This window comes from Endozoicomonas arenosclerae (genome assembly GCF_001562015.1).
Taxonomy (GTDB): Bacteria; Pseudomonadota; Gammaproteobacteria; order Pseudomonadales; family Endozoicomonadaceae; genus Endozoicomonas_A; species Endozoicomonas_A arenosclerae.
In genome coordinates, this window is sequence record NZ_LASA01000080.1 from 25,219 (window position 1) to 50,534 (window position 25,316).

General features: G+C 46.6%; 12 protein-coding genes. 8 read left to right on the forward strand and 4 right to left on the reverse strand.

Annotation, left to right across the window (positions count from 1 at the left end):
• Positions 1–43: 43 nt before the first annotated feature.
• The 5 genes from WG89_RS12265 (at position 44) to sbcB (ending at position 17,357) form a co-directional block, all read left to right on the forward strand.
• Positions 44–2,788: a hypothetical protein gene (locus WG89_RS12265; protein WP_062266336.1), complete on the forward strand. Its 2,745-nt coding sequence runs from the start codon at positions 44–46 to the stop codon at positions 2,786–2,788.
• A gap of 175 nt (positions 2,789–2,963) precedes the next feature.
• Positions 2,964–14,816, forward strand: coding sequence for a hypothetical protein (locus tag WG89_RS12270; RefSeq protein ID WP_062266339.1), 11,853 nt, complete (start codon positions 2,964–2,966; stop codon positions 14,814–14,816).
• 36 nt (positions 14,817–14,852) lie between these two features.
• Positions 14,853–15,218, forward strand: a complete 366-nt coding sequence (locus tag WG89_RS12275; RefSeq protein ID WP_062266343.1) for a PilZ domain-containing protein — start codon at positions 14,853–14,855, stop codon at positions 15,216–15,218.
• A 73-nt stretch (positions 15,219–15,291) separates the two neighbouring features.
• Entirely contained in the window at positions 15,292–15,930 is a 639-nt protein-coding gene (locus WG89_RS12280) for a YigZ family protein (protein ID WP_062266346.1), read from the forward strand.
• 2 nt (positions 15,931–15,932) lie between these two features.
• The gene (gene sbcB / locus WG89_RS12285) at positions 15,933–17,357 is read left to right on the forward strand and encodes an exodeoxyribonuclease I (RefSeq protein ID WP_062266349.1); all 1,425 of its coding nucleotides are present in this window, start codon (positions 15,933–15,935) and stop codon (positions 17,355–17,357) included.
• 6 nt (positions 17,358–17,363) lie between these two features.
• On the opposite strand, the gene WG89_RS12290 is transcribed toward sbcB, so the two are convergent.
• From WG89_RS12290 to aspA, 4 genes are all read right to left on the reverse strand, one after another.
• Positions 17,364–17,756, reverse strand: a complete 393-nt coding sequence (locus WG89_RS12290; protein WP_062266352.1) for a response regulator — start codon at positions 17,754–17,756, stop codon at positions 17,364–17,366.
• Between the two features lie 558 nt (positions 17,757–18,314).
• On the reverse strand, positions 18,315–18,968 hold the full coding sequence (locus WG89_RS12295; protein WP_062266355.1) for a response regulator transcription factor: 654 nt from the start codon (positions 18,966–18,968) through the stop codon (positions 18,315–18,317).
• A 743-nt stretch (positions 18,969–19,711) separates the two neighbouring features.
• Positions 19,712–21,568, reverse strand: a complete 1,857-nt coding sequence (locus WG89_RS12300) for a CVNH domain-containing protein (RefSeq protein ID WP_153301561.1) — start codon at positions 21,566–21,568, stop codon at positions 19,712–19,714.
• A gap of 361 nt (positions 21,569–21,929) precedes the next feature.
• Positions 21,930–23,366, reverse strand: a complete 1,437-nt coding sequence (gene aspA, locus WG89_RS12305) for an aspartate ammonia-lyase (RefSeq protein WP_062266360.1) — start codon at positions 23,364–23,366, stop codon at positions 21,930–21,932.
• A gap of 233 nt (positions 23,367–23,599) precedes the next feature.
• On the opposite strand from aspA, the gene WG89_RS12310 reads away from it, so the two are divergent.
• From WG89_RS12310 to WG89_RS29375, 3 genes are all read left to right on the forward strand, one after another.
• Positions 23,600–24,208, forward strand: a complete 609-nt coding sequence (locus WG89_RS12310) for a Yip1 family protein (protein ID WP_062266362.1) — start codon at positions 23,600–23,602, stop codon at positions 24,206–24,208.
• 12 nt (positions 24,209–24,220) lie between these two features.
• Entirely contained in the window at positions 24,221–25,123 is a 903-nt protein-coding gene (locus tag WG89_RS12315; RefSeq protein WP_062266364.1) for a hypothetical protein, read from the forward strand.
• A 32-nt stretch (positions 25,124–25,155) separates the two neighbouring features.
• The coding region (locus WG89_RS29375; protein ID WP_172806784.1) for a transposase at positions 25,156–25,316 on the forward strand (161 nt) is incomplete at its 3' end.

Consider the following 25,316-nt stretch of genomic DNA (forward strand, 5'->3'; position numbering starts at 1 on the left):
GGTATTGGCTGTGAATGAGCGGATTTAATTCAGGTCTAAATATATGGACAGCATGGATGCTGATCGACCAGGCAGAGGCTTTCAACCCCGGAGCGGGTTAGAGCCTTCATCCCAATCTAATGATTCTGTCTCTGGTTCAGGGGCTGCTCCCGGCTTGATCCCCCCCAATCTTCACCCCCACAAAATAGAAACATCCATTTATCAACGTGTCGTAGCTTCCGTAGCGGATATTAAGCACCTGATGGAAGGCATTAGCCTTCAAGTAGATGAAATTCAGTTATCGGATGAGCAGTTTACCGGGGATGGAGAAATAGATAAGCAACTTATGTTGCTTCGTGTTGAAAGGCTACTGGCCAAGCTGAACATTCTTACGACAGCAGTAGCTAATTATGGCAAACAGCTGGCTGGCTCCCCTTCTGATCCATCGCTTAGAAGGAGCAGGCAATATCAGCCGGATTTAATACCTCCAAAACTGGAAGAAGCGCCTCAGCTTGGGGCTGCATTGGCTGTCAGTGATTTAAGGGCTTCTTTGAAAAATTACAAGGAAGTACTAAAAAGGCCAGGCTTTGATAATGCACAGCTAACGCCGCTCATTAATGATCTGGTTTCAAGGAACGCATCCCTCTGGTATCAAGTAGGTGGTTTGGAGTTTGCCCTAGAGGAGTTGATCCGGGCAGAGACCCGTATTGTGACGGTTGACGATGTACAGGATGCTATTCGTGAAAGAGTTTTAAATGATAAACACAAAATAGGGTTGTTATCCCGCTGTTGGTTAAAGTTTCAAAGAGTAATACTGACAGGCATGAATCTGTTTGCGGGTGCTCTCTCTGTAGTCGATAAGATAGGGGATCTTACCGTCAGAGGCTGTATTGGAGTCATGGAAGGGGCGATGCATTGCATTACCCCTTGTGTCAGAGATGTAATGGGCCCACCCCCTGAGACACTCCTGGCGTCTGAGAGAGTCTTAAGAGAACAGAGATCAACTGAAGACAAAAGAGCAAAAAGCCGTCGAGAAAAAAAAGCTCGTCAATCACTGGCATTTAATCCCCATTCTTCCAGGGAACCTGGTGAAGTAGTGACTGAATTTTCATTGCAGGCACAGAGCCAAAAGCTTGGCAAAAGTGCAGTATTAGCAAGAAATGAGGATTCGAGTAAAAAACCTGTTCCGATAAATACGACAGTATCTGGGCATAAACCGGTTAAACAGCAGAGCCCGCCACCTCCAGTCCCGAAAAGACATCATAAAACAGAGAGGAATCCACCTCCTCTTAGGGGGGAGGAAGCAGAGATGCTAAGTTCCGCACTTAAAACCCGCCTGGGACCCTGGACCAGACAAAAAGCACGAACTCAGGCGAAAGAATCATTTGTCAGACATTTTCAGAGCAGGGTACCTCCAGAGTCTTTTACTCCATGGCTGGGGACCGATGTTGATCGTTATGTAGATCAGATCCGTTCTTCAGTGAAACAGGAGGCGGATCGAACACAGTCTGATTTAAGTGAGGCCAGAAGACGTTCCGTGTCATCACAAGGTCTGCATTCTGAGCAGGAAAAAGAAGTTGTTCAGCTGGAAGAAAGGCACAGTTTGCTGGTGGATGAGGGTAAAAATGAAAGGGTCAAAGAACGTTTGTCCTTTTATTCGCCCCAACCCTTGTCACTTGAAGCAATGACTGTCCAGATTGCCGCGATAAATAGCAGCCTGAAATCAATAGCGAATAGCCAGTCTGTTTCGGAAACACTGGAGGATCTGGAATCCAGCATTGAAGAGCGTGTTGATACTTTAAGGCAAATGAAGGCTCGATTATATGAGTTGAAAGGTGACAGGGTGGCATTTGATGAACCCATTCTGGACCAGATTGGAGATGGCTTTGAAGCGGCGCGAAAGGCGAGATTAAGGGTTCGGACTCTGTATGCGTATCGAGTGACTGATCCGGAAACCTGTAAGCAAGGAGTTCAAAATGAGCTTGAAAGGCTTCATCAGGATCTATCGAAAGAGCATAAAGAGAGTCCGAGACTGATTGATATTCAGAAAGTGCTGCACTGGCTGCATACGAATGAAAGCCATGAAACATTCTGGACAAGATTGAACGCATTGTTAAACCTTGAGTCTTCAAATCTTAAAGAAATACTCTTTCGTTACTATTCAACGGTCGTACAACATGCCAGGGTCGAGGGGCTGGAAAGAAGCCTGAGATTACGAAGACATCTTACCAATCACAGAGCCTGCTCCTTCGAGCAGTGGTCGGAAATTGTACAAAAATATCTCTCTGATTCTGAAGGTAACAGACAATGGATCATAGATGCCGGGCTTGATGAAGACAGATTGTCCAAAGGCGATACGGAATGGCTAAACAAACTGGCCTTGAGAGTCCATTCCATTGGCGAAAGGCTGGCGCAAAACTGTGCAGCAGGTCTGGAGCCGGAATGGACTGATAGGCCCATTGTACATCTGGCCATGGGGCTGCTAAATCGTTGTCAGGTGGGTGAAGCCAATCAAGCGTTGCTCTTAGAGTGTTCGTCAGAGCTGAGGATGCCTGTCATCAAGTTGGCAGCAAAAGATTCAGCGTTGTTTCCTCCGGAGTCTTTCGATCCTTTTCTGAGTGACATTCAATTGACAGAATTGTCATTTAGAAGTCTTGAAAAGCTAGCGTGTAAAATACTCGGCAAACCTTCTCTCGATGAGAATGAAATCATAGAACTATCAAGGGTTTACCATAAAATTCTTGATGAGCTAAGAAAACGGGATCAGGGTGAATTCTTTATTCTTGATGGACTGCTGGAAGACGATTGAGTGGCTCATTGACGAGCTGTATTTTCAAGTCGCCAGAATGCAAAACTCCCCTTAAAGCCACTGCTAATCTGAAATTGTGGATTCATCCGACTTTCATGAATCCTGTGTCTTCGGTGCCAGAATTTAAGCTGTTTCTTGGCAAGTATGTTGTTTTTCAACGGATGTTGTAGACCGCATGGATCGCAGAAGCAGTGGCATTGGCACATCCCAAAGCCATCACCTGAACAGTACATCAGTGCATGGTCCTCTAACTTCTGAGGATCAGAAAAGCAATGGTGTGGGTTCAGTTCAGGTACCCAACAAGCTTCTACAGGGCGAACGCCCGATCTCAACCGCTATTGGCGACAGGGATATCACCCATGCTGACGTTGGCGCTCCTTCCATTCCCAAACCATACAGTATGCTCTGCAGAGCTACGGCAAATCCGAACACCACAGTTCCTGAACATACCCTTTTCAGACTCAGGGAAAGCATTACCCCCGAAACAGTAGAAACGGCCAGTAGAAAAACCAAACAGGAAATGGCTGGGCGAGTTAGAAGGTTGCATGACCAGCTAGGCTGGCGCTTTAAAATGCCAACCAACTCTCAACAGTTGGAAAATAATCTGAATGGCAGTAACGGACATTTAATGACTCTGGCTATGGCCCGATCCATGATTCATCAGATTGAGGTCTCGGAGGCGGGTGTTGCTGATGCGATTACGGCCAGTGGGCAGTCGAAGGAAGCCTGGAAAAAAGGGCTGCTGCAAAGGCATAAGCTGGAAAAAATGCATCGGGAGGTGTTGGCTCTGGCTGAGTTTTATTGTCAGTTTTATCCTGAACCCCATCAGCCCGAAACGACCGCTCCCCATTCTCACAACGATGATGATCCATTTCGAGACCTTGAAGATATATTCAGGCAGGAGAAGCTGGGCATGCCGCCACTGGTGCCTACTCTTGCTACTCCCAGACCTCCTGATGGACCTGTCTTGTCACCTCAAAGCCTGGAGTTGTCCCGGGCCCACCAGGAAGTAAAAGATCTAAGAAGAGAAAAAGAAGATTTAGGTTCCGAACTGCAGCAGGCTCGTAAGCAATTAGCTGAATTAACGGAAGAGGTGGAGGCACTCAAGCAGAAAGAAGGGAAAGTGCCTGACAGCCTTTCAGAAAGACTCAGTCAGCTTGAGAAAGAGCATGCAGGATTAAAGGACGAACTTAAGGACAGGGATCGTCAATTACGTCAGAAGCAACATCAGATATTTAACATTAACGGTTCTCCTGCTGGAGCCACCGGCTTATCGAGTGCGGGAGCTGCCGGCTCTGATGGCATGCTGCGTGAACTGGAAGCTTTGAATAGACAGCTTCAATTCCAGATGAATGAGCAAACCCGAATGCTGGGTGAAAACGGGTTTACTATTTCCCAGCTCCAGACTCAGGTTATGGCTTCTGGTCAGCAGATAGATCATTTGCAAAGTCAGCTTCAGGCTCAAGCCGTCAACATCAATTCTCTGTTACTGGAAAAGAACAGGTTAGAGCAGGAACTTCAGGCGGCACATCTGAACCATCAGCAACTTGGTCAGCAAGCTATTTCCGTTCTGGAACAAAAGAACCAGCAATTACTGCAACTTCGGCAGGAATATCTGGATAGCTACCAGCAACTTCAAGATGAATTGGAGAATGAAAGGGGCAGGCTGGCAGAGCTTCAGCAGAGTTATAAAAATGCTGAAGATCGAGTGGGTGATTTATTCAGGCAGAACGGTTTACTGCATCTTGAGGTTAAGGCTCTTAATGAGCAGCTTGAAGCATTAAAACAAACCGATCCTGCAAGGGTGGAGCAGCTTGAAAAGCAGGTTAAGGATCTTACTGAATCCCGTGATCGTTGGGTTATAGCTCATGTAGAAGTCACAGAGAAGAAGAGACAAGCTGAAGATAGAGTTCAGCAACTTGAGGAGCAACTTAATGGTATCGAGAAGATCTATAAGACTCAAATAGATCAACTGCAGAGAAAGTTTGATGAAGTTCAGAGCAGAGCTGTTTCAGCAGAGCAGAAGTTGTCAGTCCTTGATACAGATTATCAAAATGCTCTTGCCCGTGAAGCAGAACTGAAGAAGCAATTAAAAAATTCCAGAAGAGATCTACAAGAAAAGACTCACGCGCTTCAGAAGCAACAGACTGAATTTGAGGTGAAAGCCAGGTCATTAAAAGAAATTCATCTCGAACGGCAGAAGTACGACCGTGAAATTGAAGGTCTGAAGCAAGAAATGATTGAGCTAAACGGCAAGATTCGTAGTGAAAGGTTTTTAAAGGATGAAGCTCTTAAAGCAAAAGAAAAAGCTGAAGAGCTATTGGCAACCAAACAGTCTGAAATGGAAACATTGCAGCAGAGATATGAAGAAGACCTTAAAGAACTGTCAGAGCTACAGGTGCAGTTGGACGAAGCCAGAGGGGATATTCATGCACGTGATGAGTCTTTAGAAAAGCTGGAAAGAGATGCGAAAAAACTGAAGGAAGATCTGGAAGGCCGGCTGTCTCAAAAGGATAGAGAGTTAGAGAATGTCAGAAAAGAATCTAAAAAGTTAAAAGAAGCAAAGGATGATTTCGAAAGCCGGTTGGGGGAAAGCGAAAAAAATGTCAAAAGGCTTGAAAGTGATCTGGGTGGGGCCAGAAAAGCGAGAGATACTTCAGAGGCCAGAGTGAAAGAGCTCCAAAAAAAGCTTACGGAAGCCAGTGATAATGATTCAAGAGAGAAGAAACAACTCAGAGATCAAATAAGAGTTAAGGAAAAAGCCAGAGCGTCTTCAGCCGGAGAAGCTGAAGACTATAAAAGGAAGTTAGAGGCAGTTAAGAAAGAGCGTGATGAAAATAAGAGCTTGAAGGAGATAGCTGAACGCCAACTTTCTGAGATCAGGAAAGAGGAGACCTCTTTAAGAGAAGAAGTTCAAAGATTGCAGCGTATTCAGAGTGATGGAATAGAGGAAAGCTCGTCTCATGAGACTGAGATGAAACATATCAGAGAAGAACTCAGAAAGGCAGGGCAAAAACATCAAGAAGAGAAAGTCAGATTAGAGTCAGAGATGGAAGAAGTCAAAAGGTCAGAGAAGCTGACACAGATCCAGCTTAGAGCCAAAGAAAGAGAATTCGGTGAGTTGCAGTCAAAACTGGAGACCACTGAACGTGAACTCAGGGAAAGAATAGCAAGCCTTGAGAAAGATCTTATCTCAAAAGACGATGATATTTCTCAAAGAGATCAGGAGCTAGTTGTTGAGAGAAGAAAAGTTCATGAGTTAACGGTAAAGAACTCTGGGCTTGAGGAAGAGAAGCATAAACTTGAATCATCTCTGGAAGACCTTCGTAGAGAACTGAATTCGGCTCAAAGGGCTACTCAGTCGTCGAAAGAAGAAGTCGTTGAGCATATAAGAAAATTAGAAGAGGCTGAAGCAAAGGCAGAGAATTTACAAATCAAGTTTGATGAAGCAAAAGAAAAAGAGCGAGAAGCGAGAAAGCGTTTAGCTGCTGCGGATGATTCCATTCCTAAATTGAAGGAAACATCAGAACGATATCGTGAAGAGCTTGAGACTAGCCAGCGGGAAGCTGATCAATTAAAGGATCAGCTAGCCAGTAAAGAAGATGAGCTGGCTGAGGCAAAAATTAGGGAAAATTCATTGTCATCTTCGATCAAATCAAAAGATGACCGGATTCATGAGCTTGAAGAAGCTGAAGCGGGTTTTAAGACGGAAATTGCAAAAGCAAAAAAAAGAACTCAGGAAAAGCAAGAGAAGGTTAGTGAACTAAGCCAACAAGTAGATAAGCAAAAGCATTCGGCTGAAAGGCTAGGGCTTCGAATTCAGCAGCTCACGTCTGAAAAGGAATTGAGTGACAATAAAGTACTGGAGCTGGAAGAGAAGGTCCAGAAGATTGAGCAAGAAAGAGATGAATCCAGGGAAAAACTATTAGAAGCTGAACGTCGTATTCAAAGTGATGGTGATACTACCGAACTTGAAAAATCCAAATGGGAAAGTCAGCTTGCAACCTTACAGTCTAGGTTGTCTGGCCTGGAAGAACAGCTTTCTGAAGTTGGGAAGACTAGAGATCGCTTTAGGTCAGAGTCTGAGTCTTTGGTTCATGAACGAGATCAGGCAAGAAAAGATCTTCAAAGCCTTCAGATAAGAGTAGAAAGTCTGGAAAGTCAGCATCTCCTTGAGATGGATAGACTCACCAGGGAGAGAGATGATTTTAAACTTCAAGTCGAGACATTGGAGCAGAAAGCAGAAGTTTCCTCTGCGGACTGGGAGAAAGAAAAAGCAAGAATTGAGGAAGCTAAAGATCAACTTTATGGTGATTTAAAAAGCCAGCATGACGAGCTGCTTGAAACAAAAAAGCGTCTTGATCATCAACTTCTGGAATCCCGGGAAGAGGTCAGGAAGAAAAAGCTTGAGATATCCGATAAAGACGCTCAGCTCGAACAAAAAGAGCAAAGAATCGGATTTATAAATAGCCAGTTGGTTTCTGTGCAGGAAGAGTTAGCTTTGCTCAAGGACACTTCGAGTTCTTCCAGTAGCCAGCTTGAAGCCAGGGTGAATCAGTTAAATAAGGAAAAGGGAACACTTGAGCAACAGTTGCAAAAAGAGCAAATGGAGTGGGAGCTTGCGAAAGCAGGCTTAACCAGCAGGGCCACAAAGGCAGAAGAAGAACGCCTTAAGTTTGAAGTTCAATGGTCTTCCATGAAAGAGGCTCTGGAAGAAAGTCAGGCAAAAGCATCGAAGCTGGATGGGCAGTTCAGAGATCTGACCCGCAATTATGGACTGCTGGAATTAGAGATAAAAAGTGTCACAGAGGATAGGGATCAGACGCATACTGCCCTCCTAAAGCAAGGAGAAGAGCTGAAACTGGTTCGGGGCAGTTTTGAAAAGGCTGAAATCAAGCTGAAGACTTTGAAAAGGCAGCTTGAAGATGAGAAAAGAGATCGATCAGTAGAGGCGACTGATCTTAAAAAACAAATTCATCGGGCTGAAGAAGACAGGGATCACTTTAAAAGGCTTTCTGAGACTGCAGAGGAACAAAAAAACACCCTGGATAAAAGAGTTTTAGAGCTGGATGAACAGTTGAGGGACAGTGAGAGAGAAGCCAGGCAGTTACAGAGTAATATTGATGATCTGGGTAGAAGGCATGAAAGAGAGCTTGAGGATGCTCGAAGCCGTAGCAGTCATCTGGAAAAAGAGCTGGCTCAGCAGGAAAGTCGGCATAAACAGGAAGCTTCAGGTTGGAAAGAAGAAAAGGAACGTCTTACAAGTACACATGAAAAGGTTGTTGTCGATCTTAAAGAGCAGTTGGATAGCCTCAAACTTTTAAAAACTGAAGTTGATAGCCGAGTTGCAGAGCTTGAGTTGGAAAGCCAGACGAAAGGGCTTTTGTTGCAGAAGAAATCCGAGGGCCTGAAAGAGCGTGAAGAGGAGGTTGATCGTCTCCAGAATGATGTTGAAGGTTTGCGGAAAGAGCTGAAAGCTCTAACTGATCAAGTCAGGCAATCAGAGTCTGATCATACTCTTGCACTGAAAGAGAAAGAGCTTGCCAATCTGACATTAACCCAGAGTCTTGAGAAAGAGCAGCGCGATCGAGATAAGGAAAAGCGAAAATTTGATGAGGCAATTAGTCGTCTCGAGCAGGAACGAAATGATTTGCAGTCCAAGTTATCAGAGCTTCAGGCTGTGGGTCTTGAGAAGCAGACTCTCTCAGCTGAAGCGAGTCAATTAAAAGATGAACTTCATACAACGCAGGACGAGCTGGAAAAGCTAAAACAGAAAAAGAAAGAAGTGGATCAGCAGTCAGAAGAAGCTCTCAAGGCCAAAGTGACTGTGCAGAGCCAACTGGAAGCTGAGCAACTCCGGGTCAAAACTCTCTCAGACGAAAAAAAGGAACTGGAAGAGGCTGTTCGAGTTAAAGAGAGAGCTCTGGAGTTAAAAACCGAAGAACTGGTTGTAGCCAATGACAACCTGCAGCGTGAATCTGAAGCGGTAACCCAGCTAAGGCTTCAGGTTGACAGGCAGAGTGACTCCGGCAATGAGTCAGATACGGCTTCCTCTGGCCTTTCCAGATTGGAGTCTGTCGATTCAACGGCTTATTCTGATCTTGTCAGTCCATCCTCTGAAGAAGCTTTTGATCTCACTAAAAGATCGAAAACCGAAATTATGCCCGAGTGGACTGAAATCGGGCCAATAGTTTTAGAAATCAAGGATGACTCTTTCGGTTCTTTGGGTCCAGGCACTTTAGCTATACCCAGCTTGATTCAACGAATGAAAACCGCCTGGTATGAAGTAGCCTCCCAGCAGGCAAAGTTGGAGCAGAAGCCGACAGTTAATCCTCTGATCCCTTTTGATGCTCTTCCCATCCCCAGCAAAACCGATTTTCGATTAGGCATGAAAGCCCTTCATGAGAGTTTCCTTAAGGAGCTGGAGTCTGTTGATCAGGCCTATCAGTTGGCAATCGGCAGTACATCAGAAGTACTGATCACTGATGACTTCACACGACAGATTGAAATGACCAAGGCCCTGACCCGGGGCAATATTTTGATGCTTGAGAAGAAGCAGGATGATTTTCAGGAACAAGTGGCAAAACTTGCGACTTCTCTTGAAGCTTTGAAGCAGAAAAATCCGGAGGCAGGTCCTGAAGATCCTGAAACCATAGTTGACTCAGAACTGACCAATATAGCAACCGTGTTATCGAAGAATCCGGGTGATATTGGCACAGAGTTTTATACCCATGCCGTATGTGCAATCGTAAAGTCAGCCTCAGAACGTCTGAATGAGTCCTGGAGAAAAAAGGTCTCGACCATCAGGGAGGCTGACGAAGGGCATCGTGCTCTTCAGCAATATGAATACTCACTGCAACGGTTGGCCCCTGAACATTTACCGCCCAAGCTCAGAACCAGCGTACCTGAACAAGGTCGTCTGTTTTTATCGAAGCTGGTTGAAGGTCGCAAGACAGAGCTTGAAGCCAAGCTCGATGAACAATTGGGTGGAGGGAATAAAGCTCTTGCTGGCAATACGCTGGAAGAGCGAATGGTCAAGAATCCTGAGATCTGTGACAGGCTATTAACTCTGGTATCCAGTTTACAGGCTAAGCATGAAGGTATTGTAAAGCAACCGATGCCGACAAAACTGTCAGGAACTGCAACACCTTGGGTTGATTTCAGTTATGCCGATGCCTCCCTGGTGGGGCTCAGCGAGATAAGGGATGAGTTTGGGTTACCTGCCACACCGACAATGGCCAATGTCCTGAAAATCATTCAAAAGGAACTGAAAAGACCGGGGTCGCTGGTTCTGACCGTTGCAGTCAAGCAACACAAAGAGAATTATAAAACCGGGAGAGAGAGAGAAACACGTCGAAAAAAACTGGATAAACAATGCTCAGATCTGTTGCAGCAAGAAGGGAGGCTGACTCCAAAACAAAAGCTGAGAGGGGTGACCCACGACGTCCACTTTCAGCGTCAAAAACACCCTCATGAAGCTGAGATTGCCTGCTTTCAGCCTGGCTCTCCTGTTCCTCTGGTACAAGTTTCAGAACATGTCCAGGAACAGGCAGGCTTCAATTGCAGTGCTCTGGCCCAGAACCCGAACTGTCTCATGAACAGTTTTATGAATGGCTTTAGTAAAACTGCTGTCCATAAAACCAGCATGGTCACTGGTGATCAGTATATAGAACTGTCTGAAGGAGCCCAATGTCAGCCAGCATTGGTTTTTTACTCTAAAGATGGCAAGCGCTGGAGCATTCAGTTGGATGGACGAACCTTTGATCTGGATCCGGCTTTTATGCATGATCATCCGAATTATCAGATTCCTTTCCAGATCAGCGCTGAAGGAAGAGAAAAAAAGCGAGACTGGCTTCCACTTAAAAGCGCTTCAGGTCAAACCGTTATTCTCGCTGCTCAAAAAACACCTACAGAGCAGCAGTGCTTTATGTATGAACTGGGTTCCAATAATCAACTGGTCCCTGTACCCATCAGGGGAGAGAACACCAGAACCGAGTTAATCCGGGCCAATTTATTAAGCAAGGCCTGTTTGCTGAAGGCGGGTAGCCCCCAGCCAACGGGAGCTCGAAGAAATTATCCACCGGAAGTCCTTGAACTTGAGTCGCTGACTAAAACCTGGCTACCCAATGTTTCCCTGCAACAGCTGGATGCTTGTTATAACGAAGTTGTTCGGGAGGTAGACAGCAAGTTACTGAAACCACCCTTTGCCTGTACACCCTGTGAAGGGCGAGTCAGAAGCCTGCCAGTGGAGCTTCCGGTTCTGAGAAAAGTAGCTCAGGAAAAATCCAGGAAGCCAAAGACCGGTGCTCATCAGGAAACCTTTCATCCACAACAGTTCACGGGCTTTACGGTAAACGCCAGTTTCGGTCATGTCAGTGATGCGTTTCTCAGAGCCAAAAGAGAGCTGTTGGATGAAAGTGCTCATGGTGTGACGAAGACACTGGAAGTCCAGCAAAAAGCTTTTCAGGAGCAGGTATTTAAAAACCTGTCAGTCTATTCCGGCTGTGAGTTGCAATCATCAGGGGCGCATGGACTGCCTGACCCAGTGACATTAAAAAGCAACAGGCAGGCTGTGCTGAGCAATTTTGAAAAAGTCATCGTTAACAACAGAAAGCATTGTGTACGCACACTTCAGCTGAAAAAAGCCCTTGAAAATGGGCTGGTTACTTATATTCGAAATGCCTCTGAAGACGGCTTGAAAAGTTTTTCAGATGGCGAGCTTCTCGATCATGCTGTTCGTAACTTTGAGCGTGGTTTGGCTCCGGGTGGTGAGGATGTTGACGGTTTTATCAAGCGAATGTCTCAGCTGATGCTGGTGGATATTGATCTGGAACAGAGCAGCCTGATTGGTCAGCGTCTTGAGGCGCTTCAGCATGAGCTTGAAGACCTGGACTTTGCGGCCTTTGAACAGGTCAACGAACCCCATGGGTATATTCGACGCTGTCAGGAGTGGAACCTGAATATGGCTCTGCTGGCTTCTCGACAGAGCAATCTGAATAACAGAATCAGCAGCTACGAGAATATCTTGCTGGATACAAAAAATCTGGCTTTGTTATCGTTCGAGAGAAGACATCACATTGTATTGTCTCCTGACCAGGCTGAAGAGCTGGCTGTCACTCTCGAGGGGGTCAGCCAGTGGGCTAAGGGTCATGAAGTGGCCATGATGTCTCATAAAGGGACAGGGTACGGTAAAAGTACACTGCTTCTAGCGCTAACCGACCATGCTTCTGCCCAGCTGGGTCCTGATACCCATCGATCGGTCATTGTTATGGCTCCCAAAACCAACCAGTCTGAACTGGATAAAGGATTGCGGGAATATTATGCCCGTAAGGGGCAGAATTATTGTCGATTGAATCTCGAAGCTAGTTTTGTTGCTCCCTGCGAGCTGTCTGTAGCCAAACTGGTGGAAGTCGAGAATACCCTTTTGGGATTACCCGCTGATACACCCATTGGTTCCAGAAAATCCTTGTTGGCCCAAGGACGTGTGCCAGTTGGCGCCTCAATCACTGATGTCCAGATACTGATGCATTTAAAGCAGGCTTTGCTGGACGCTGATGGGGTTATACAAGACAGACAGGCGCTGCTGGCTAAAGTGGATGACTGTCTTGATTTGCTCAGAAATTCAATGGTCTTTGCTGATGAGTTTGACAGTGCAATGGTGCCTCATTCCGCAGCAGAACTGACCTCAGTGGCTCAGGCGGTTCAGACTATTATCTCAGGGCTTGGATATGAATTCGAAGTAGACCCTCGAAGTATCAACTTGAAACACTCTGAATTTCTGTTTGGATGCAAGGCGAGACACTTGCTCTCCGCAACCCTGGGAACCTTGTACTGTGCGGCTTTGGCCAGCGCTTCAGGCAGTGCTGAAGAAGTTCGCCACAAAGCCAGAACAGACCCTGTTACCACCAACCAGCGTTTCTGGCATTTCCTCTCTCTGGCTGAGCCTGTGTTTTTCAATTCCTCCACCCCTGAGGGCAGGAATAAGTTGCTGACCGATGTTTTGCACAGAGTAGGTCCTGAGCCACAGATTATATTCTTTGACGGAGCTGAGTCCGGTGAACAATGTACGGAAAAGGCTCACCAGATGAGTCAGACATTGAATCAGGAGCGACTGGTCATGGGTGGTGCTCAGAAGTCGGTCATTTATTATGACCATGACAAGAATTTGCAGATGCAGTACCAGGACGATCCGGTTTATGGACAGGGCGCTACTGCTTCTCCGGAAGCTGTTACAAAACTCAGGCGCAATGGAGGTCAGAGTACCGATGGCTATCTAAGCAAAGAGCAGTCTGTGGGTACAGATATGCCACAGGGAAGTGCTACCGTTGGTGTTTTCCATGGTCTGGTCGGGCAAGCCGGGGGTGAAGCCAATGAGAATTACCTCGTGCAGCAGCTTGGGCGCCTGACCCGTGACAGTAAGGACTTGCATAAGGCTCAGAGAGTATTCATGGCAGTAGACCTTGACGCCGTCGAGGGTATTCAAGGGGCGGATAAACAAAAAGCTGCCTTTTTGGATGCCAAGAAGGAGTTGGATGAAGCTTTGGCCAAATCTGAGCGTTTATTGCCCGAAGGCTTTGAAAAGGCTCCACCGGCTTTAAAAAAGGCCATTGAACAGACGCTCACCATTCCGGTGCGTAAAAAAGACGATGAAGGCGGGTTTGCAAAGAGCCTTCCCTCGGTCATAGCAGCCCTGTCTTTGATGGGTAAAAAAGAGTGGGCTGATTTGGACTTTACTCCAGAAGCATTTCAGGAAATGGTCACTCTGAAAACCCGACAGTGGGCTTGCAAGAATGCATGGCTTGAACTGGTAGCAGTTGATATTGCCAATCGTGAGAAAAGTAATCACACCCTGAACTGTGAAGAACAGCTGATGCAGGCCAGAACCAATAGCCATTTGGATAAGGTCTATGCCGAAGAGCATCGCTGGTTGAATGGCGAAGGTGTCAGACTGGTGAATGGTTTAAAAGTGCAAGCCAGAGGTATCCCTGCTGAAGCAGTACCTGTTGTGACCAACACGCTGAAGTCAGAAGTAAAAGGTTTCCTCCAATCGGTTGAGAGAAGGGTTGTCAGGCCAGGCATTGATCAGGAGGACCTGGTTGATGAAGCAGATGCAAAGCCGATGCGTGAGCGTCTCACCGGTTACTTCGAACAGTTGAAGAGAGAAGGCATCAAGCTGGATGGAAAAGATATGGTGAGTGAGACAAATCAGAAGCTGGTTGCCGAAAGCATGGTCTCATTGCAAGAAGCTCATGGTCGAATTGGCGCACTGTTTACCATTGTAGATAGGCTAGGAAATCGGGCCTCAGGCAAACAGGGCTTCAAGGAGATCATGAACAAACTTGAGGGGAGTATGACAAAGTTGCGTTCAAGGTCTGGTGCTGAGGAAGCCATGAAGACTGAAGCAACCATTCAGTCTGCCTACAGAGATATGATGGATGCTGTTATGAAAATTGCAGTGTATCCATCAACCACAGATGTCGAAGCCACGGAGAAACAAATATTGGCTATAGTGTCTGACTGCGTTGATTTAGACCCATCTTTAAAGTTGTCCCTGAAGGGAAATGGCATGGGCGCCGAGCGAATGAAAGGGATTGGTTTGAAAGTACCAAAAGATGCTTCTACGACAAAACAATCCTGTGACAAATTCAGGTGGAGAAAAAAATCTACGAATGGAGGCAGGGGAGCACTGATTGGGAACTCCAAGCAGCCTATTATGGATTGTGATCTTGCACCAGGCCACTTCTCTATTAAGGTTGGCTATATACCGAATAAAACGGCCTTGAGTGCTCTGCAGCAACAGTCTGCTTCACTCCAGGGCAGGCAGGCTGAGTTAGACCAGGCAATAAAGCTGTGTCAGCACCCAGTCAAAAAAGAGTTCAAGGGTTGTGTAGATGAAGTCGAAAGGGCATTAATGCAGCAGTTTGATGCCTTTACCAAAGAGCAAAAGAGGGTTACAGAGGGTGAGCAACAGTTAATGCTCAAACAAAGAGAGTTGAAGCAGAGCAAACTGTACAAAGTACAGGTTTAATTTTTTAACAAACAGGGCGGTAAAGGAATACAGATTATGTCTATGGTTCCACGCGGCAAGGAGCGCCGCAGTATCAAGCGTCACCAGTTAAATGATTATCTGACTGTTTATAACAGAAACACGCTCAGGGAAATGGGCAGTATTGGCAACATCAGCAGCAACGGTTTGATGATGATCAGTACTGTGCCCGTTCTGATCGGGGCGGTTTACAGTATGAGAATTATGTTGCCCGGTAGAGATGAAGAAAAAAGTTATATTGACTTTGATGCTCGCTGTCACTGGTGCAAGCCTGATGTAGGGCCTGAGTTTTTTGATTCAGGCTACAGTATTGTCAACGCCGGGCATGATATTATTGATCTGGTTGAAGCACTCAAGGAGTACTTTTCTTTCACTGAGTGCTGATAAGTTAAGCAGAAAATACAGCCGTTCATTGTCTTCTGCTTTTTCATCGCCCTGAGTGCAACAAGAGTATTGAATGTCCAGCCAGCCCTCCGGCAGTTATCGGGTGCCAGACCTCTTACCTGGAACGTCTTTTGATCTGGAAACAGAAGTCAAACGAAGCCGCTTTCTGGCTTTTATGTCAAGAGTTACCTCTCGAGCTGAGGCTCTTTCCTTTCAGCAATCACTGAAAAAACAATTTCCTGATGCTTCTCATCATTGTCTGGCGTTTGTTGCTGGTCCGCCTGAAGGGAATACCGTTATCGGCTTTGATGACGACGGTGAACCCGGAGGGACGGCTGGCAAGCCCATGTTGAATGTTCTTCAGCACCGCCAGATCGGGGAAATTGCCGCTGTAGTGGTACGCTATTTTGGTGGTATTAAGCTGGGTGCAGGCGGTTTGGTCCGAGCCTATGGTGCTTCGGTACAGGCAGCCTGTGAAGTTTTACCTGTTACGCTTTGTGTTGCTATGGCCACAGGCAGGGCTGAACTGGACTACTCCAGCGAACAGCCTATGCGACATTTACTGGATTCTTTTGCCGGCAAAGTCACTAACTGTCACTATACCGATAAGGTGGTCATTGCGTTTGAACTGCCTGACACGTCCAAAGATGAATTTACTATCAGGATTACTGAAACCCTGAAAGGGCAGATTTCACTGAATTGGCAGGATTAAGCATGCTGAGAAGCTTTTACTGGCACGATTATGAGACTTTTGGAACCAGCCCTTCCACGGATTGGCCCTGCCAGTTTGCAGGTATCCGGACTGATGCTGAGCTCAATGAGATCGGCGAACCTCTGAATATCTTCTGCCAGTTACCTCAGGATCATCTTGCCCACCCGATGGCTTGTCTTGTCACAGGACTTTCACCTCAAGTGGTGAATGAAAGGGGGATGGTGGAACCTGAGTTCATTCGTCAGATCCATGCCGAGTTAATGCAGCCAGGAACCTGTGCAGTGGGTTACAACACCATCCGGTTTGATGATGAAGTGACTCGACACAGCCTTTATCGCAACTTTTACGATCCTTATGCTCGCGAGTGGCAAAATGGAAACAGCAGATGGGACTTGATCGATCTGGTGAGGTTAACAGGTGCTCTGAGGCCTGAAGGGATTGTCTGGCCAAAAAGGGATGACGGTTTTAACAGTTATCGACTGGAAGATCTGACCCAGGCGAATGGCATTGATCATGGCGATGCCCATGATGCTCTGTCAGATGTAAGGGCCACCATAGCGCTGGCTCGACTGATCAGGGAAAAACAGCCCAAGGTATTTAACTTTATCTTGAACCTTCGTAACAAGCGAGACGTATCACAGCAGTTGAATCTGGTTAAGAAAGAGGCTGTTGTTCATGTGTCGGGCATGTTTGGTGCTGACCGACATTGCATGTCGGTAGTTATGCCGTTGGCAGGTCATCCGATCAATCGTAATGGTGTGGTTGTCTACGATCTTTCTGTTTCTCCCGAAGTGTTGATGGATTTGTCCATTGAAGAGATTCAGGAAAGATTGTTCAAGCCTGTTCAGGAAGGGCAGGAGAGAATCGCCTTGAAAGTGGTTCATATCAATAAGTGCCCGGTGGTGGCGCCTTTAAAAGTGCTAAGACCCACTGATCAGCAACGGTTGGGTATCGATCTGGCTACCTGCCTTAAGCATAGGGAATGGCTACTTGAACATCCTGAAGTTATGGACAAGGTGCAACAGGTGTTTGCTTCTCCTCCCGAGAGTGAAACCCATGATCCGGATCAGATGCTCTATTCGGGAGGCTTCTTTTCTGAAGAAGACAAAGAGCGAATGCAGGTGATTCGATCTTCAGAGCCTGGCGGTCTTGCGCATCTGGGTTTTGCATTTGATGATAGCCGATTGGATGAAATGCTGTTTCGATATCGCGCACGGCATTATCCACAATCACTGGATGATGACGAGAAAGGAAACTGGGAGTCTTATCGAAAGCAACGTCTAACAGACGGAGATAGTCGTATTCTGACGTTCAGGGATTTCTGGCTGGCTATGGATGAAGCCCGAGGGATGGCTTCTGTCTCACAGCAGTCTCTGCTTGATGAGCTGGCTGAATACGTCAGGGGGGTAGAGTCTTCAGTGTACTGAAGTACTTCAGACAGCGGCAGCTCTCTCCCCATTGATTACCTGGTTGAAGTGCTCAGCCAGTCGGCCATAGATAACAGGCTTTTCGATGTAGTCAACAGCACCTGCCTTGATAACAGCTACAGCAGTATGCACATCATTGTGGTGCCCCAGAATGATGACAGGGATGTCGTATTCACCTTCATTTAGTGCTTCCAGAAGTTGTACGGCTTCCTTACTTTCTTTTTCATTCGCGGCGATAATGCAAGCGGGATTGACGCCCTGCATGGCAGTCAGCAGTTCACGATTGTTGCTGAAGCACTCCAGCAGCATAGACTTTTCATCGCATAGGCTACGGATGGTGTCGGTAACATTCGTATCCTGTTCCAGTAGATACACGGTTGCTTTTGTTGCCAAACTCATAGGGGCAGCCTTGATGGTCAATTCAATAACAGTACTTGAGCATGATCAGAGGATCTGCTTCCAAAGAGGTAAACGACGTACCCGGGAAAGCAGTAATAGTCTCTGCAGCGGCTCATGTTCTGCTAGAACTACCTGAATTTATGAATACAGGTAATTTATATCTAACAGAACGTTATCAGGCAACGAAAGAAAATATCCAGTTGCATTGAGGTAGATAATCTTTCTGAAATGTTCAGCTCTTCGTTAATAAAGTATTAATAAAATCTTTATTTGCGAAAAATTACTCTGTGCACTTAAGAAAAAATGAATCTTTGCCTCTAGCTATCTCATAGCGTTATAGGAGTTTAGGATTAGACTTGAAATTGCTGAATGGAGGGATGTACTAGACGTTGTACGGGGACTACCTAAAAGGCAGCGCAAGGCTTCGCAAGGAATAAGTAGATAATTGAAGGGGGATGGAGCGTGCGTGCCATGGACTAATCAGAGAACGTGCCAACCCTTAGTCGGAAGGGGTAGTTGCGGAGCGAAACCAGAAAGGCTCGCCCCGGCTTGATGTCATTACACTTTGAAGTTGAATTCGCCTTCAAGGTGCTCTTTCACCTGCATAACCTGACGAACCAGATGAGCCAGGGATTTGGTGCCCATTTTTTCCATTACGCGGGAGCGGTGGATTTCAACGGTTCTCTGGCTGAGGTTGATGTCAGCAGCAATAACCTTATTGGCTTTACCTTCAACAACATGGTGAAGCACTTCGCGCTCACGATCTGTCAGCGTGGACAGGCGGCGCAGAATCTCCTTGTGTTCCAGCAGCTCGCGACGCTGCTGTGCGTCCAGTTTCAAGGCGTCGTTAATCAGATCCAGAAGTTCCTGATCGCGGAACGGCTTCTGAATAAAGTTCATTGCGCCATCCTTGATAGCCTGAACGGCCATAGGCACATCACCGTGTCCGGTAATGAAAATAATAGGCAGAATGCAGTGCATTTCATTGAGCTTGCTCTGAAGCTCAAGCCCGCTCATTCCTGGCATACGAATGTCCAGAACAATACATCCCGGACGGTTTTCATCGTAGACTTCCAGAAACTCAGCAGGGGATGAAAAGGCTTCAACTGTCTGTCCAACAGATTTCATCAGCATTTTCAGCGAATCACGCACAGCCTCGTCATCGTCGATGATGAAAACGGTGGGTTCCTGCTTCATATCCTGTTGCTGCATAACGACTCCACTGTAACTGTATAAAAGTTGCCGTAAACGGATTAGTAATCAAACGCCGTCAGGCAGGAGAAAATTCGCGAAGGTAGAACCACGTCATTCATTTTTTTGCTTGCTTAACGGCTGTGGAATTCGATCTCAGTGTAGCAGAGGTTTTTAACAATGCCTTGGAGGAGCTGTGCTTCACACATACTCTCCTTGAACTGTTAGCTGACCCGATTACAACATACACTGACTGGGCTGCTCTGCCTGGATTCCGGTGGACAGGTACTTGCACACTACAACTCAGTATACTGAGCTTGCTTTTTCGATGTCCGATATTTCCAAGTCGTAATTACGTTTGAATGGTTCAGGAAATTTCGCTTTCTACTGGTCGCCTGACGGAATACGCAATCTTATAGAAAAAATTATACATTCCAAGTGGTAAAACTACTGTCAATGTTTATTAAAAGTGAGTAAGCGTGCAAAAAGGTAGCTTTTAGGCGATAAAGGATGCGGGATGCCGTATGCCCCAAGGGGAGTGGCAGCTTTTTTTATGAGGCGTTTGTCAGGCGTTGGAGCCAGTGAGGCTTACTGCTTAGATCCAGCTGCGCGATCATATTCTCTGGCTGCAGGGGCTCTGGCAGTTAATTTTTCAGACAGATTACTGCAAGGTGCATAATGTAAATTTTGTCCCTTGCAGTAAACAAAGGCTATCTCATTGAGTCCCAATCAGGATAGCCCTTCTTCTTTAAATGTGATGGGTTCTATTGCCCACGCCTGCGGAGAAATACCGGTGGTGATACTCGAATTCTGGTCTCCTGTGAAGAAGCTGATGATTTAAGCGAGAACTTACAACCTATGTTTTTATTCGCCAGCACTGTGAGTGGAGTGCCATAAACACATGACTGTTTATACTGTGCGCCACTGAAACTGGAGGGTACTCCACTGCAAACTGCATTCAATGTATCGATACCATTCCATTTATTACTCAATGTGCAGTTATTTATCATATCTTCAGTGAAATTTGGCAAATCACAGGCCAGGTGCCCATTAAAATTACTGAGAGTAGGTATGCCCGATGGGTAGGGAACATCGTTATTAGGGAGACATGCAGCGTTTACGTTCACACTGCTCTGGTCATACTTATCATCGTCTGAATCCCGACAGGAAGCGGATAGTGTTTCACCATCAAACGTGGGGTTCATGCAATGTGATACCCAGGAGCCGCCAGGCGTAGGTTTTTTTGCCATGCAAGTCAGCGTTCCATTGCTATTGGATAGTCCGGGAGGTGTCAGCAAACCATAGTCATCACCACCCTGCCAGCAGTTGTTGAAATAGTCTATGGAGCTTTCTACCCACTGTTTGTCGTCATTCATACACTGTGCACTTAAAGTGGCTGTATTGTTGTCCCACTTAATCTCTTTACAGGTTTTGTTATAGGGGCCACCGGGGAGAGCATCGTTCTCGACGCTAACATTGACCCTCTGGCTGAGAAATGGGTAGTCAGCACCGCCTTTTTCAACAGAGACTTTGATATCCATGAACTGTGTATTGCCAGTAAACCCTGTCGTTGCTGTCAAGACGTCAGTAACGACATCAGTAACTTTGACATCCGATAGTAATGTGCAGGAAACCGTGGGTGAATGAGTTTCACTGCAGGTCAAGTATTGATCGTTGAATTTTATGCCAGAGATTGAGACACCGTTGCCGGCTGCAGTGATTTGAAAGGTCGTTTTGGCTGAATCCTGATGGGACGACATGGGCACCAGGTCAAAGCTGATGTCTCGGTTGTAATCAGGGCTGCCCATGATGACGAAAGTATTCAGGCTGGTATCAGTGGGGTCTGAAAGGGATGGCTCACAAACTTCCAGACTGGAACATGTGGATTGTTTCACCTTCGAATGATGACTGCCTTCAATGGCACCCACCACAATACCCGCAGCTACTGCTCCCCCTGATGGGATATTGGTGGTATTAACCAGATAGAGAGGAAATCTCTGGACTTGATGGTTGGACGGTTGATGAGTCATCACCAGAAATTTGTAAACGAAGGGGATTTGTGCGAATGATCCGGAGGGTTGCACTTTGAATGTTACGTTTTTCTCACCTCCTGGCTTCAAGTAATCTGCCGGGTTGCCTCGACTATCAAGAAAGAAAGCAATCATCCCATCATGGAAGTATGTGATCCCCTCAGGTTGAGTCTCAGGAAACAGAATTTTGTCGTTGCCAAAGAAGTACAGTTGAAGCCAGTCTGCAGACGAAGGTCCCTCATTACCTGCAATGATTTCTTTTGGGGTTGCAAGTGATGTGTTGTAGAACAGATATCGATTTTTAACGAGGGGTGAAATTTTAGGGCGGGGCGGCATCTCAAATGTTTCTGTTGAAGGGCCTTCTTCGTCTTCGACCGTTGCAATTTGCTCAACGGATTCATTTAAGCCATTAGGATCGGTGTCAAACTCGACACTTAAGATAGATTCTGTGTCAGGAAGAATAGTAAACGGACAGACAAGGAGAAAAGAATGGTCTGGTGGCATTGATTGTTGGCAGGGGCCTATCCCTGGTCCTGGAGTGACTCTCGGTGCATTTTTTAAATCAAGAGGCCCGGTGTACTTGAGAGTCATGGTTCCGGGACAGGGTCCTTCACTTTGATTGCAGTGATAAGTCAGTCCCAGGACAACGGGCTCTCCGGGTATGAAATGGTCGTCGTATGCTTGTGTAGAAAGGGACGTAAATAGGGAAATCGAACATGAGAAAAAAACAAGAAGAGTTTTCATACGGGTGCTCTGCCTCAGGGAGGGTTCGACGCCAGCAATTATAGTTGATTGAAGTGCTTATTCTGGTGAATGCAAAAAACAATCCTTGAGTTGGAGAGAGCTTATTGAAGAGAGGGGGAGATCAGAGTCGGTCAGATAAAAAAACCGCACCTGAAAGGGTGCGGTCTTTTATATGGCATGAGTAATTATATACGACTGAATTTTACTATCAGTGTACTTTGCTGCTCAGGTCCAGTGGCGCGATCATGTTTTCTGGCTTCAGGATTTCAGCCAGCTGCTCATCAGTCAGCAGGCCTTCTTCTTTAACCAGGTCTACTACACGACGACCGGTTTTCATGGCTGTCTTGGCAATGCGGCTGGAGTTTTCGTAGCCCAGGTATGGGTTCAGAGCGGTTACCAGACCAACAGAGTTGTAGACGTAATCCATGCAGATGTCTTTGTTGGCAGTGATGCCTTTCACGCAACGATCAGACAGCATAAACATACCGTTGCTCAGCTGCTGGATGGATTCCAGAATCTTGTAAACCAGTACTGGCTCAGCGTAGTTCAGCTGCAGCTGGGCAGCTTCAGAAGCCATGGTCACTACCATGTCGTTTCCGATAACGTGGAAAGCGATCTGGCTCATGGCTTCAGGGATAACCGGGTTAACCTTGCCAGGCATGATGGAAGAACCAGGCTGCATTTCTGGCAGGTTGATGTCGTTAAAGCCACACAGTGGACCAGAAGACAGCAGACGCAGATCGTTGCTCATCTTGGACAGCTTAACAGCCATACGCTTCAGGGCACTGGAGAAGATTACGAAAGCACCCATGTCAGAAGTAGCTTCTACCAGGTCGCCTGCCAGGATCATGTTCTGACCGGAGATTTCAGACAGGTACTTAACGGCCAGAGGCGCGTAACGGTTGTCAGCAGTGATGCCGGTACCGATGGCTGTACCACCCAGGTTGACTTCGCACAGCAGCTTGGCCATATCCTTGATACGGTCAATGTCTTCACCGATGGTGGTGGAGAAGGCGCGGAATTCCTGGCCCAGAGTCATAGGTACAGCATCCTGTAGCTGGGTACGACCCATTTTCAGAACGTCCTTGAACTCTTCAGCTTTAACGTCGCAGGCATTCTTCAGGCTCTTGGCAGCAACAACCAGTTCGTTGTGCTTCAGAACCATGGCCAGGCGCATAGCGGTTGGGTAAACGTCATTGGTGGACTGAGCCATGTTCACGTGCGTGTTCGGATGCAGGTGCTCATATTGGCCACGACGGTAACCCATCAGTTCCAGTGCGCGGTTGGCAATAACTTCGTTGGCATTCATGTTGGTGGAAGTGCCAGCACCACCCTGAATCATGTCAACGGTAAACTGTTCGTGCAGTTTGCCTGCCATGATCTCGTCACAGGCGTCAGCAATTGCGTCAGCCTTGGCTGCATCCAGCATGCCCAGGTCACGGTTAGCCAGGGCACAGGCTTTTTTCACCATGGCCAGGGCTTTCGGGATGTTCGGAAAGTGATTCAGCGTGACACCGGAGATGTTGAAATTCTCTAAAGCGCGCTGAGTCTGGATGCCATAGTAAGCTTCCTGGGGTACAGGGGCTTCACCCAGCAGATCGTGCTCGATGCGGTATTCGTTCAGATCAGTATTATCCAGTGCCATTGATGTATCACCATTAATAAGGAGTATCGGCAACAAGAGGTAGAGAATCTGGTTAATCTCTATCTCAAAAAAACAGGGTTAGTCTGTTCCTGCTTAGAACTTCCAGCAATATGAAATTCTACCTATCAAACTATTACATATGTCATCATTTAGGATGTTAATAACTATCAGCAACAGGTGATGGGCTCTGCCTTTGGCTATTCTTGTAATAGGATTTCAAAGGCTAATTGCTAATGCTACTGAACCATATTCCAGGTCTGCTATTCAACCCCAGAAATGAATGGTCTCTGATTCGTTCCCGGTTTGATCGGACAACCCCTCTGGCGACATTGAGAGATTTACTGATCCTTTCGTCGATACCGGGAATCTGCTCATTTTTTGGCGCAGTTTACTTTGGTTGGTCGGCAACGGGTGTGACACCTGTCAGAGTTTCGGCAGAGAGTGCCTTGCTGATGGCATTTTTTTCCTGGCTGGCGATTTTCGCTGCCGTTGTCATGATGGGTTTTTTCATTCACTGGATGGAAAAAACCTATGGCAGTCGCAGAAGCTACATGGATTGTATCTGTTTTTCTTTTTATGTTTCGGTACCACTCTGCCTCACTGGCATCAGTGGCCTTTATCCCTCCATCCCTCTGACCATGATGTTGATTCTGACGGGTATTGGCTGGTCAGCCTGGTTGCTTTACCTCGGGACACCTCTGTTTATGAAGATTCCTGAGGAAAGAGGGTTTCTTTTTGCCAGCTCAATCGTCTGTGTGGCTTTGGTGATGCTGGTATCAATGAAAGTGGTGACAGTCTTCTTTTGGGAGTTGGGACTGGGACCGGAATTTATTCCAGACTAAGGAGTCAGGGCAATGGATGGCAGCAAACTTCCAACGAGCATACAGACCACATCAATAAACCCCCATGCTCCACCTGCTGAAGTTAAAGAGACTGAAGAGGTCAGGCACAGTAGTCGCCTGAATCGAGCTGTAAAGTCCCTCAAGAATGTACTGAAAAAACTTCCAGGTAGGAGCCAACGTGCTCCTCGTAATATCCCCCTGCAGCAACGGCAGGTTTCAACGATCAGTCAGCCCAGGCCGGGCGTTATGACATCCGGAGCCACTCGTCCCCAGGCCCAGGCAGACAGTATCTTTAGACAGGTTGGCGATGTTTTCGCCAAAGTCAAAATGGGGGAGGGCGAAAACCCTGAGGTTCAGAGAGCTTTCCAACAGGCCAGAAATCAGTATGAGAGTGCTGCCATTGCAGTGGCCAAAGAGGTACTGAGTGAAGCCCGGTCACAGCCAGACAGTGGTGAACTGATTCTGGAAATGAAAGATTTCATTAAACAGCATGAATCAAACATTCATCAGAATTATGAACCTGTCACTGAAGATATGGTTAAGGATCTGAGAGAACTACCACACCGTTTGTTGAATGAACTATCTCTTAGGAATGTGGATGAACAAGTGGCAGGGGAGGTGTTCAAAGCTCATCTCAATGACAGTCGAAATGCCCAGACATTGCTGAATCATTACCAGATTCCCGTATCAGATGCTGAGGTCGCTGTGCCTGGAAGTACCCATGATCATAAAGAGTTGTTCAAATTACAGAAACTGCAGTTTGGTTCAGCTCGAGGGGTTTTGAAGAATGAAGTACAGGCTGCCTTGAGCGAAGGAAGAGCTGAAGATGCAGCCCGGCTGACCAAGCTGGACAAGCAACTCTTGAATCTCTACGGGTCATATTCCCCGCAGCTTGCTGCGTTTCTGCGGCATTAGCCGCAGCATGAACTTGTGACTACATTTTGTGGATGGCTAAAAGTAGGTTCATCCACAAATCCCACAATGTCACTGTTCTTATGTATCACTTGGTCTGTCCAGCAAAGTATCGAAGAGTGGTCTTTAGCGATGAAGTAGACAAGACGTTGAAGGAGGTATGCTTGGCTATCTCAGAGCGTTATGAAATTTACTT

Coding starts and splice junctions, on each gene's coding strand:
- WG89_RS12265 (WP_062266336.1), top strand. CDS start 44: ATGGACAGCATGGATGCTGATCGACCAGGCAGAGGCTTTCAACCCCGG.
- WG89_RS12270 (WP_062266339.1), top strand. CDS start 2,964: ATGGATCGCAGAAGCAGTGGCATTGGCACATCCCAAAGCCATCACCTG.
- WG89_RS12275 (WP_062266343.1), top strand. CDS start 14,853: ATGTCTATGGTTCCACGCGGCAAGGAGCGCCGCAGTATCAAGCGTCAC.
- WG89_RS12280 (WP_062266346.1), top strand. CDS start 15,292: ATGTCCAGCCAGCCCTCCGGCAGTTATCGGGTGCCAGACCTCTTACCT.
- sbcB (WP_062266349.1), top strand. CDS start 15,933: ATGCTGAGAAGCTTTTACTGGCACGATTATGAGACTTTTGGAACCAGC.
- WG89_RS12290 (WP_062266352.1), bottom strand. CDS start 17,756: ATGAGTTTGGCAACAAAAGCAACCGTGTATCTACTGGAACAGGATACG.
- WG89_RS12295 (WP_062266355.1), bottom strand. CDS start 18,968: ATGCAGCAACAGGATATGAAGCAGGAACCCACCGTTTTCATCATCGAC.
- WG89_RS12300 (WP_153301561.1), bottom strand. CDS start 21,568: ATGACTCTCAAGTACACCGGGCCTCTTGATTTAAAAAATGCACCGAGA.
- aspA (WP_062266360.1), bottom strand. CDS start 23,366: ATGGCACTGGATAATACTGATCTGAACGAATACCGCATCGAGCACGAT.
- WG89_RS12310 (WP_062266362.1), top strand. CDS start 23,600: ATGCTACTGAACCATATTCCAGGTCTGCTATTCAACCCCAGAAATGAA.
- WG89_RS12315 (WP_062266364.1), top strand. CDS start 24,221: ATGGATGGCAGCAAACTTCCAACGAGCATACAGACCACATCAATAAAC.